This window comes from Nocardia seriolae NBRC 15557, from assembly GCF_007990715.1.
Lineage (GTDB): Bacteria > Actinomycetota > Actinomycetes > Mycobacteriales > Mycobacteriaceae > Nocardia > Nocardia seriolae.
Map to the genome: position 1 here is coordinate 1 of NZ_BJWY01000188.1, position 10,265 is coordinate 10,265.

Here is a 10,265-nt window from a genome sequence, read left to right on the forward strand (position 1 = left end):
GCCGTTGCAGTATTAGGTGCCCGCGCTGGTCACGATCGATCCGGGGGAGGAGTTGTCTCTACTGTGAGCGTACTGAGCTTGAATTCGTGTAGTTGCCACCGGGTTTGGTCATGGCGACCGGTTTGTTGTCGGTGTGTCGAGCCGGGGTGAATCCCGGTGCGACGTCGGCGGTTGGGGTGTAGATCGGAAGTTGCCCGCAAATAACGGGTCACGAAAATGTCGGCGTGGCGATGGAGGACGAGCTGGAAAACCGTAGGCAGCCAGGGACTTCGGTCGATCGGACCGCCGTCGCCGTACCTGCTGAGTGATCAACAATTGCGACAGCTGGGTCGGCTGCTCGACGACGGCGCGTCTGTGCACGGGTGGGTCGATGATCCCCGCTGGGCCCTAGCACGCACGTGCGAGCTGGTCGCCGCCCATTTCGGCGTCGGCTACAGCCTCGAGGGCATGTCGCTGCTGCTGCACCGGCTCGGGTTCACCCCGCAGGTGCCCGTCCACCGAGCCGCCGAACGCTACGACGAGGCCGGGGCCACCTGGGCCCGTGAGGACTGAGACGGGGAAAAGGATTGCGGGCGAGGCCGATGCGTGGATCTGTTTCGAGGACGCATCAGGCCAGGGCATCCGCCCTCCCAAGGTCCGCGCCTGGGGGCCGGCGCGGGCACACGCCGGTGATGCGGGTGCCCGGCGGCGACACCGGGCGGGGTCTTACGTCCGCGCGCGCCCACCGAGTTGCGGTTGTCCCCGATCATCGCGGCGACGGTCCTGGTCCTCTCGGTCGTGGCGATCACCGAACGCCTGAACCGTCGGCACGTCGACGTTCGTGGACGTGGGATTCACGGTCGCCGTCGTAACCCTCGATGCGATCGCCGCGTTCTTCGTCGTGCCAAGGCGCGACGGGCTGGAATCCTGGTCGCCGTGGGTCTCACGGCGGCCTGCGCGACACAGGGCACGATGCCGGGTCCGGCGTGGCGAGTGCCGGTGCTCATCGCGATGGCCGGAGTGGGGCTGATCGCGGGCATTTGGAGTCCGTCGCTGCCCGGTGCGGTCGCCCCGGTGGTGACGCTCGCGCACACCGCCACCGTGTGCGGTGGCGGCGGGCAACCGGGTCCAGGCCGCCGCCAGTGCGGCGGTTGCTTTCGTCGCCGGTTATTTGCAGTGCGACGGTTCGTCTGACTTCGGTCCGCAGCCGGGCACCGGCGGTGGGCCTGCTGTTTTGCCGTAGGTGGCCACGGCGCTGTACATGGCGGCAGCGGTCGGCCGGATCTTCGTCCTCGAACCGGCCGACCGACTCGCCGCCGCAGCGACAACGCTGGCCCGCGGGATCGGATTGATCGCCTTATACCAGCTCATGCCTGCGCGGGTCGAACGGGCTTGGACTCGACCCGGCGTTCGGATCGCCGAGGTATCAGGAGCTACCGAAGCTGCCTGTCGACAGAGGCCGAGGAGTCGTGTTCCACGGCAGTTGGCCGGTGTCACTGCTCGGATGAGCGGGCTCTCGATCCGGATATGTCGGACCGATCAGCGTCACGCCGTCACCCGCACCCGGATGGAAGTCCGGGGCCTTGACCGAAGCCGATGCGGGCTGTGGGCTCGGTACCGCCGGAGCGGTGGCGTGGGCGAGACTCGCCGCTCCGAGTATCGTCGAACACCCGAGCGCCCCACCGATCACCAGCGCGGCGACCCGAGAGCGAAACCGTCCAGTGCGTTCTGACATGTCCTATTCCTTCCGATCGTGTCGAATCAGAAATGATCTCGACAAGTTGACGTGATCGACGCTAAGAGCGCAGTTCTAAACAACGGTTTCGAAAGAGTTAGAACACCGCTAGAAGATCGGCTCGTGTGGGTCGGACCGCCCGCCTTGGAGCTCCTAACAGGTTCCGTCGGGTGGCATCGGGTTCCGTTGGAGTGCAGCATTTTTCGCTGTGGCAGCACCCTGGATCGTGGATGACGAGTTGTGGGCGGTAATCGAACCGCTACTGCCGGTGAAACCGGCCGGGACGCCGGTGACCGGCGCAGATGGACTCTCGTCTGGTGCTTCAGGGGGTTGTCAAGCAGGAGTGGCCGCAGCGGCGATGTCGGCAGGCCATGCGGTGGTCTCGTTGTAGGAGGTGCGGGTCTCGAGGCATCCGTGGAGGATGCCGACGAGCCGGTTGGCGAGTTGGCGTAGTGCGGCGCGGTGTTCCAGGCTGCGGGCGCGTAGCCGGTCGTAGTAGGAGCGGGCGCCGACGTAGTTCTTGCGGGCCTTGGCCGAGGCGTAGCGGCCACGGGCGTCTCCGAATTCGGCGAGCAGCCGGGCGCCGAGAATGATGCCCATCCCGCGCGCAACGAGTGCCGCAGCCGTTGGGTGGTGCGTGTGCGTTCCCAGATCAGCGTCTTGTGCGCTCGGGAAGGACTTTCACCGCCTCGGCCTGCGGGCTGTCGGCGGCGACGCGCCGCGACTGGTGCGAGTCGGTGCGCACCATGTTCGGCCAGCACGTGCGCATCGGTTGGCGCCGGAGACCGCGTGCCGATCGCGATAGTGGGCCGCCTGCAACGGGTTGACCGCATAGACCGAGTAACCAGCGGCGACCAGGGCCGCGACACACGGACCTCGATCTGTCTCGATGCCGATCACCACGGTATCGGCTTCGGAGCCGGTGTCGAGGTGTTCGCTGATCAGGGCGTGCAAGCGCACGGTGCTCACCCGCCAGCCGCTACCAGTAGCGAGTCTGCCGTACCGGTGGGCCCGCTACATATCATTCGTAGGGGCATAACCTCTAACTGGACAGGCCTGTGCTGCGGAGCTGGCGGGTGAGCATGGTCGCGGTTGTGAGTGCTTCGCGGATTGCGCCTACGATATCCGGCGGATGAACATCCGCCGCGGTTTCGGCATCGATACCTCGAGCGGCTGTGAGGGTGCATTGCAGCAGGTGTCGGAGAGCGGAGGCGGTCATTGAATCAGGGCGGTCGGGAAGTTCCGCGAGGGCCTGTTCGAGGAGCTGACGTACCCGCGCAGTGTTAATCGGGAGTGGAGTACTCATAACCGTTTGGCTACCGGCCACCGATTCCACTGGGCCGATTTTGAGAGATTTTCCATTACAATTCCCTAATTCAAAGTACTTTGCGATTCACGGTGCGCTGAAGCGTTGGTGCGAGTAACGGGAGTGGCATTGTCCTGCCTATGGGATTCGACACTATCCGCCACATCTCCTCGACCTGAGCCTCGGGCACCTCTCCGACAGCGTGGTCTGCTCGAGACCATAGCGCATCACAGCCCTTGTCCAGGACAATCCCAGTGCTGCGCTAACCATTGAGACCACATTCTTGGACCGGACGCTCCGCTGATTTGTGCACCGGGCATCTGTCCAGTGCACAAATCAGCAAGGGAGCATCACTTTGCTTCGTAGCTTGCATACAGCGTCCCCTCCGACCAGATGTAACGAGTCCCGCCCCAACGAGCCGCTGACTCGACGTCGGGAAAGAAGCCCCGTCCCTCCAGATTCGCGCTGGTGTTGCAGAGCACAGGTACTCCGCTGGTTTCCGCGTAGGCAGCGAGGATACGAGCGGTGTCAGTGTCCTGAGTCGAGGTGATCGTCTGAAGACGAGCGGTACCGTCCAGGTGAACAACTGCCGGGACGCGTTCTGCCCAACCCGGCCGCATGGTGTGTTCGAACAGCATGTGGGGGTCAGGCGTGCCAGGAGCGAAGACCTCCGGCGCGCGGTCCTCTAAACAGATGGGCGCGACGGGCCGGTACGCGGCTCGGTTCTTGATGGCGTTGAGCCGCTCCTTCATCCGGGCGTCCGTCGCGGGCGCGAGGATGCTCCGGTTACCCAGAGCGCGCGGACCCAACTCCGCCCGGCCTGAAAGGACCACCACCGGTTCACCCTCGACGTGCAAGAGCGTGGCCAGTTGCCGCTCGTCGCAGGGCTGTGCCCGCCACCCGTTGGGGAGTACGCCGACGGTGATCTTCGGTCCGCTGTAAACATCCCACTCCAGCGAGGTCCCTCCTCGCCGGAACATCTCACAGGCAGCTGTTCCGATCGCCGCCCCCGCGTCATTGGGGAAGGGTGCGATAAAGACCTCCTGAAAGACCCCGCTGGCCCGAATCGCGGTGTTCCACTTAATGTTGAGCGCGCAGCCGCCGCCGAGCACCAGGTTGCGGCGCCCCTTCGGAAAACGGCCTTCTACCACCGAGGAGAGCCGCTCGAGCAAGCGGCGGCCAAGGTATGCCTGATAGGTGGCGATGATGTCTGCGTCGGACATGCCCGGCATCAACTCGCCTCGGTTCGCGGAAACCTTGTCTCCAAGCAGGCCCATCGCATCGAACGTAGCGTCGCGAAACTCGGCCATGAGGTCATCGAAGACGGTAAAGGCATCAGTCTCGACGCGGCCTTTGGCCGCGTACGCCATCGCCTTCCCCGCGATGGAGAGATGATGGCGTATTTTCTGGTCCGCAGAGAGACCGTCGGTATTGCGTCGGTACGGTTCGAAACGTGCGCAGAAGGCCGCGAAGCTGCCGCCAAAGACAGGCATCAATTCCGAGGCCATCGTCACCTCATGAGTCGCGGCCCGCACCAGATACAAGCGTGGCGCGATGATGCCGTCCCAGACCAGGACGAATGCGTCCTCTCCCCGGGCGGCGAACGGGCTCGAACAGTATCCGCCGAGAAGGTGATTAGCGACGTGGTTATAGCTGGCATAGTCGAAGTCGTGGCCGCTGAAGCTGTAGCGTTGCAACGGCCCGTCGTCTCGGGGGCTCTCAACATACGGTGCGACTCGCAGCTGTATCGGTCGGCCGCTTGCGTTTACGTCAATCACAGGCTCGCCCGTGGTGTCTTTCGTATACCAGCCGTCGACCACAAACTGGTCTATATCGGCCGGCGACAGACCCTCTGTGGCGAGGATTTCGGTCACCCGTTCCAGGTCTCCGAGAGTGCTGTAGCGCTCCGCGTTCTTCAGCTTCTCGATCTCAACGCTGAATAGAAGGCGCCCATCTTCGATGACGGCAACCGCACCATCGTGCGATGCTTTAATCCCGCATACAAGCATTTGGTCAGCCACACCTTTCGTTTCGATTTAGTAGTATTTGCGAATCAAGTGGAACGGCCGCTCAGCCGTTCAGCCGTATCGGCAGTGAACGAAGCCCGCGAATAATTGTGCTGGTAAGCCACCGCAGGTCCTCAGGGGCGACCGCAAGCCTCATGGCGGGGAACGCGTCGAGCAGAGCGCTGAATGCCACCTGCAGTTCTATCCTGGCCAACGGCGCCCCCAAACAGTGATGGATGCCATGTCCGAAGGCCACATGGCCGATGGTGGGCCGGCGGACGTCCAGCGCATCCGGATCATCGAAGCGCTGCGGATCACGGTTGGCCGAGGCGAGCGCTAGCAGTACGAAGTCGCCGGCCGGGATCTCGATGCCGCCGATGCTCAGAGACTCGGTGGCACACCGGAAGATGGCGTGCTTCAGCGGACTCTCCAACCTCAGGAACTCCTCGACCGCGTCGGGGATGAGTGAACTGTCGTTGCGGAGGGCCTCCCACTGTTCCAGGTTTCGCATCAAATGGAGCGTGCCGTTGCCGATGGCGTTGAGGGTCGTCTCGTGACCGGCGATCAACAACAGATAGGCTGTCGAGATCAGTTCGGTCTCGGTCAGCTGGTCGTTGACATCGTGTGCCGAGACCAAGTCGGAGAGTAAGTCGCCAGTGTGCACGCGGCGTTTGCGCTCGATGAGTCCGCCGAGGTACTCGATCACCGCGTCGGCGGCGTCGGCGGCGGTCATTTCGGTGGAATCGCCGGAGACCCCAGGGGTCCAGGTCCGCGGTATGGAACGCGGTCAGGCCGCTGACGAGCGCTTCCCGGAACATCTGCTGCTGCGCGCCGCCCAAGCTCCGGTAGAGCGAACCGCACAACTCGCGGAACACCACCGCGTGGCCGCTCTCGTCGCGCCGATGCAGATCGGTAGTGATCCGGTTCATCGGCTGGATTTCCTGGGCTGTGGAGAGCACAGATAGGAACCCGCTGATTGTCGTTTCGGCAGCCAGGGAGAACGCGATGTCAACGATGTCGCGGTCGAACCCAGAAAGCCCGGCGCGGGCCGCGCCCAGTGCCTTGACAACTGACCAAACGTCCGGTGCGAACCGCACCTCTCTCAGATCGCGCCGTCGGCGGGTAACGCCGACGGCGTTGTGACACATCAGAATGTGGTAGTGCTCATCGATGATTGTCTGGTGCAGCGCCGAGACAGCGGCGTCGTCGCGGCGGACCGGGATCCGCTCCTGGAGCATCACCGAGCAGGCCGGCAGGATTATCTCGTATTCGATGGCTGCGGTCTTGGCGTTGTACGCGATCCATGCTGCGGACAGAATGCGATGGCGAGCGTCCCGGTCAAGCCGGTCCGCACCCGGCAGGTCCAGTACCGGAACGAGATATTCGGGAAAGTCCGGCAGCTCCGCAGCGAAGTGACCGTCCAGGTCGAGCTCGTCCTTTTTGACGGCCACTCGCCGCCCCCAGCGGCGGGTCAGCTGAACCAGCACGTCGCGTTCATACTCGGGTACTTCACGTTTCGTGAAATGGGGCATTTGGTCGACCTCCCTTCACGTGTTCACCAGTGGGATCGAAGCGGCGCTGATGGGAATGGCAACCGCCGCCAGACGTGATTGCCAGCGCGCTGCCGCCAATGCGTCCGCTTCGAGGAACCGGCCGAGCCCCTCGGTGACCGGCCGGATGCCATGCAGGGCGTTGAGTGTCCAGACGGGCACTTTGGCGAGGTCGGACACGGTGGCTGACTCGGTGACGACCGGGTGCCCGGCTTCACTGGCGAGCTCGCCGAGCAGGGCGCGGGTAACCCCGGGTAACAGGCCGGGGCCGGGCGGCGGCGCGCACAGCGTGTCGCCACGCCACCAAGAGATGCTCGTGGACGTCCCTTCAAGCACGTGCCCTTCCGGCGATACCAGCAGCGCCTCGTCGGCTCCCATCTCGACTGCCGACGCCCGCAGAGCGGTAAGGCGCGCTAGGTCGAAACCCTTGACGGTCGGCAGTCGTCGATGGTCGGGCCCCGCTGCTGTCCACAACCGAACGGTTCCGGTACGTGGAGGGGCGGGGCGCACCCATATTCGGAACCGCGTGGTCCCCCCGGTTGCCACAAGTTCGACCCGAGGAAACCATCGGCCTCGCGAGGGCAACGACTCAGCGACCGCGTGTAGGAATCGATTCGTCTGTTCCATTCCCAGCCCGGAGAACCGGTCGCAGGCCGCGCCGAAGCGTTGGGCGTGCCGGTCGAATCCTCGCACTCGCCCCTCGTCCATGAGCCAGGAGTCGATGACCTGTATCGTCCCGGTGGCCTCAGCTGCCGGCGACCAGCCCGCATCAACGTCCCACCACCGAAGGATGTCCTGGTCAGTCGTGGCGTTCATCGCTGGCGCCCGCCCACGTCGGATCCCGCCTGCGCACGCCAGGCGCGCAGCGCCGCCGCCGCTTTGAGCAGCATCTCCTCGTACTCTTCTTCAGCTTCGGAGTCGAGCACGATCGCCCCGCCGGCACCGATGGTCCACGAGTCACCGGCGCGTACCGCAGTGCGGATCACGATATTCAGGTCCGTGCCGCCGGAGAGGCCGAAGTAACCGAGGGCGCCTGAGTACACGCCCCTGGCTTCCATCTCCAGGCCGTCGATGATCTCCATAGTGCGCAGTTTCGGTGCCCCGGTCATAGAACCGCCCGGAAAGCATTGCCGGACACAGTCCAACGCGCTGACGTCGTCCTTGAGCCGTCCGCGGATGGTGGACACCAGTTGGTGCATGGTCTCGTAACTCTCGACGGCCAGGTATGGGTCGACCTTGATGGTGCCTACCTCGCACACCCGGCTGAGGTCATTGCGCAGAAGATCCACGATCATCAGGTTCTCGGCCTGCGTCTTGGCGCTCGAGGCGAGGGCGGCGGCTATTTCGGCGTCGCGTACCGGGTCGGCGTCGCGAGCGGCGGTGCCCTTGATCGGCTTGCTGGTCACAGTGCGGTCCCGCTCGATGCGCAGGAACCGCTCCGGCGAGGAGCAGAAGACCGTCACATCGCCGAGACGCAGTAACGCGGAATACGGCGCCGGGTTGCCCCGGCGCAACCGCCGATAGAACAAGGAGTCCTCGTCTTGGAACAGCATGTGCAGTTTATTGGTTAGGCAGATTTCGTAGCTCTCACCCAGGTGCAGCTGCCGCTGGCACTCCGCGATGTCCGCCAGATACTGGTTCCGGTCGCGGCCTAGGCACTCTTCGGCATGTGGGGGCGGGACGGCTGCCGGTTCTCCGGCGGACTTGTCGTCGGAAGGATGAAGGCCAACCAAGAGTGAGGATGTCTGTTCCACCCATTGCTCTGCGTCCCCCCGGGTCTTCTCATTGTGGACAGCCACCAGGTAGGTGAGTTTCTCCTGGTGGTCGATGGCGACGACGCGATCGGCGAATATCCAGGCGGCATCCGGAGTTTCGGCGGTATAGCGAGTCGCGGATCCACACTCGGCCTTGAGTTCGTAGCCGAAGTAGCCGACATAGCCGCCGGTTAGGTCGAACGGCAGGTCTGGATCGGGGATGCGCCGCTCGCGCAGCCGCTGTTCCAGGATGTCGAAAACGCTGCCTGGGACGGCGCGTACACCGTTGGTATCGCGCACCTCCACTTCGCCGCTGCCGGTGCGGTAGGTCAGGATCTCGCTGAGCGGACCCGACGTGTCGCCGAGGAACGAGAACCGGGACAGTCCCGCCTCGACCCGACTGCTGTCCAGCCAGAAGCAATATGGATTGTCGCCGAAGAGCTCGAGATAGATGGCCTCGGAATCGGCCGCAGTCGATACGACCGTGCTGATGATTCGCAGGTCCTCGACCGTGCCGGGAGTGACGATATCGGGCACGGATGCTGATGACCGTCGCCGACGCTGGCGGGTCAGTTCGGCGAAGTTCTGCAGGATCTCACGGCCGAACTGGGAAGCAACCGACTCGGGGTGGAACTGCACGCCCCACTGCGGTAAATCGCGGTGACGCAACGCCATGAGCACACCGTCGTCCGCCCACGCGGTGGCGATGAGTTCCTCAGGGAAGGGCTCCCGCACGCATAGAGAGTGATAGCGGACCGCGGCAAACTCGCAGGGAATTCCGGCGAACAGTGGATCTCCTTCATGGGAAATCCTGGCCAGGTGCCCGTGCTTCGGTTCGGGCGCGGCGACCACAGACGCTCCCGCTATGTGCGCGATCATTTGATGGCCCAGGCAGACGCCCAGCACTGGCAGCGTGGCGCGGCGCAGCAGGTCGCCGACGAGACCGATGTCGCGGGGTTTTGCGGATGTCCAGGGCCGGGTGAGACGACGATGTTGTCGAAGTCCTCCAGGTTCAGGCTGGGCAACATTGGATCGTCGTTGACCACGACGACCGGCTCCTGGCCGTTGATGTCGGCGATCAACTGGTACAGGTTGAACGTGTACGAGTCGTAATTGTCGAGCAGTAGGGTGCGTATCATGAGCTGGCCAGGGTCTTTCTCAGAGTCTGTACATCGCCCGGTTCCAAGGTGATGCCGAAGATCTCCCCGGGAGCGGAAAGGGTCTCGTTCTCGTCGAGTTCCTGAAAGGTCGCCGGCTCTCCAGGACGTATTTCTGTGAGAGTGTTGCCGATGAGGACGCGCCTCACTTCGGTCTGAGTGCGTTGCAGGATCATCCGGTGGTTGAACGGTGAGCGTGGGTGAGTCAGGCAGAAGTGGTTGAGGAGCTCGAAGTCCGAGGGGTAGCGTGCGTCGGTGGTGAAGCCGTAGAGCTCCACCGGGCCCTCAGGTCGCAGGAATCGCAGTACGTATTCGCCGTTCGTTTCTTGTAGCAGGTCAAAGGGCCACTCGCCGTCCAGCCGTGAGTTCTCGGCGAGGGGAATCGGTTCTTGCAGCCCGTATCCGCCGAAACTCACATCGAAGAGCCAGCGTTCGTCGTCGAGCTCTACGCACAGGGCGAGATGGAGGGCGGGACCGAATTTGCTCCCAGTGCGGATCCGTGTTCTGGCCGCGAGGGCCGAGAAAGTGAATCCGATCCGGTCCAGCACGGCGGCTATCAGAACGACTTGTTCCAGGCACCAGCCGCCACGGCCTTGTCGTACGATCTTCTCCTGGACACTGTCCAGGTCCAACGGCACTGCCGTCCGCCCGAGCACCGCGTCGAGGTTCTCGAAGGCGATCGCGTCGACGTGAGCGGCGTGTAGACCCCGCAGCGTAGTGAGATTCGTGGCCACGTCGGCCTGGTATCCAACACGAGCCAGGTAGGCTTCTAGTGTCC

Annotated in this window: 8 protein-coding genes and 1 pseudogene; 1 reads left to right on the forward strand and 8 read right to left on the reverse strand. The window is 64.0% G+C overall.

Annotated features, from left to right (window positions below; translation table 11 throughout):
• Positions 1–315 precede the first annotated feature (315 nt).
• Complete coding sequence (locus tag NS2_RS33810; protein ID WP_052486831.1) at positions 316–552, forward strand: helix-turn-helix domain-containing protein; 237 nt, start codon at positions 316–318, stop codon at positions 550–552.
• Positions 553–2,047: 1,495 nt separating this feature from the next.
• Here the strand turns inward: NS2_RS33810 and NS2_RS38735 are convergent.
• The 8 genes and pseudogenes from NS2_RS38735 to NS2_RS33845 all read right to left on the reverse strand — a co-directional run.
• The gene (locus NS2_RS38735) at positions 2,048–2,314 is read right to left on the reverse strand and encodes a hypothetical protein (RefSeq protein ID WP_036552385.1); all 267 of its coding nucleotides are present in this window, start codon (positions 2,312–2,314) and stop codon (positions 2,048–2,050) included.
• Positions 2,315–3,370: 1,056 nt separating this feature from the next.
• Positions 3,371–5,041 carry a carbamoyltransferase N-terminal domain-containing protein gene (locus NS2_RS33820; RefSeq protein ID WP_202969108.1) on the reverse strand — a complete coding sequence of 557 codons (1,671 nt, stop codon included), beginning with the start codon at positions 5,039–5,041 and terminating at the stop codon, positions 3,371–3,373.
• Positions 5,042–5,090: 49 nt separating this feature from the next.
• Complete coding sequence (locus NS2_RS33825) at positions 5,091–5,759, reverse strand: cytochrome P450 (protein ID WP_147207419.1); 669 nt, start codon at positions 5,757–5,759, stop codon at positions 5,091–5,093.
• A pseudogene (locus NS2_RS38645) lies at positions 5,755–6,558 on the reverse strand (diiron oxygenase); the annotation flags it as partial. The pseudogene NS2_RS38645 and the gene NS2_RS33825, both read right to left, overlap by 5 nt.
• Before the next feature lie 15 nt (positions 6,559–6,573).
• Positions 6,574–7,392 carry an aminotransferase class IV gene (locus NS2_RS33835; RefSeq protein WP_202969110.1) on the reverse strand — a complete coding sequence of 273 codons (819 nt, stop codon included), beginning with the start codon at positions 7,390–7,392 and terminating at the stop codon, positions 6,574–6,576.
• On the reverse strand, positions 7,389–9,209 hold the full coding sequence (pabB, locus tag NS2_RS33840; protein ID WP_308640207.1) for an aminodeoxychorismate synthase component I: 1,821 nt from the start codon (positions 9,207–9,209) through the stop codon (positions 7,389–7,391). The genes NS2_RS33835 and pabB overlap by 4 nt, the downstream gene beginning before the upstream one ends.
• On the reverse strand, positions 9,206–9,469 hold the full coding sequence (locus NS2_RS38290; RefSeq protein WP_308640208.1) for a glutamine amidotransferase-related protein: 264 nt from the start codon (positions 9,467–9,469) through the stop codon (positions 9,206–9,208). The genes pabB and NS2_RS38290 overlap by 4 nt, the downstream gene beginning before the upstream one ends.
• On the reverse strand, positions 9,466–10,265 hold an 800-nt coding region (locus NS2_RS33845), incomplete at its 5' end, for an arylamine N-acetyltransferase family protein (protein WP_147207420.1). The genes NS2_RS33845 and NS2_RS38290, both read right to left, overlap by 4 nt.

Excerpts from the sequence above, each read along its gene's own strand:
- NS2_RS38290 (WP_308640208.1), bottom strand. The coding sequence starts at position 9,469 with ATGATACGCACCCTACTGCTCGACAATTACGACTCGTACACGTTCAAC.
- NS2_RS33835 (WP_202969110.1), bottom strand. The coding sequence starts at position 7,392 with ATGAACGCCACGACTGACCAGGACATCCTTCGGTGGTGGGACGTTGAT.
- NS2_RS38735 (WP_036552385.1), bottom strand. The coding sequence starts at position 2,314 with ATGGGCATCATTCTCGGCGCCCGGCTGCTCGCCGAATTCGGAGACGCC.
- pabB (WP_308640207.1), bottom strand. The coding sequence starts at position 9,209 with ATGATCGCGCACATAGCGGGAGCGTCTGTGGTCGCCGCGCCCGAACCG.
- NS2_RS33825 (WP_147207419.1), bottom strand. The coding sequence starts at position 5,759 with ATGACCGCCGCCGACGCCGCCGACGCGGTGATCGAGTACCTCGGCGGA.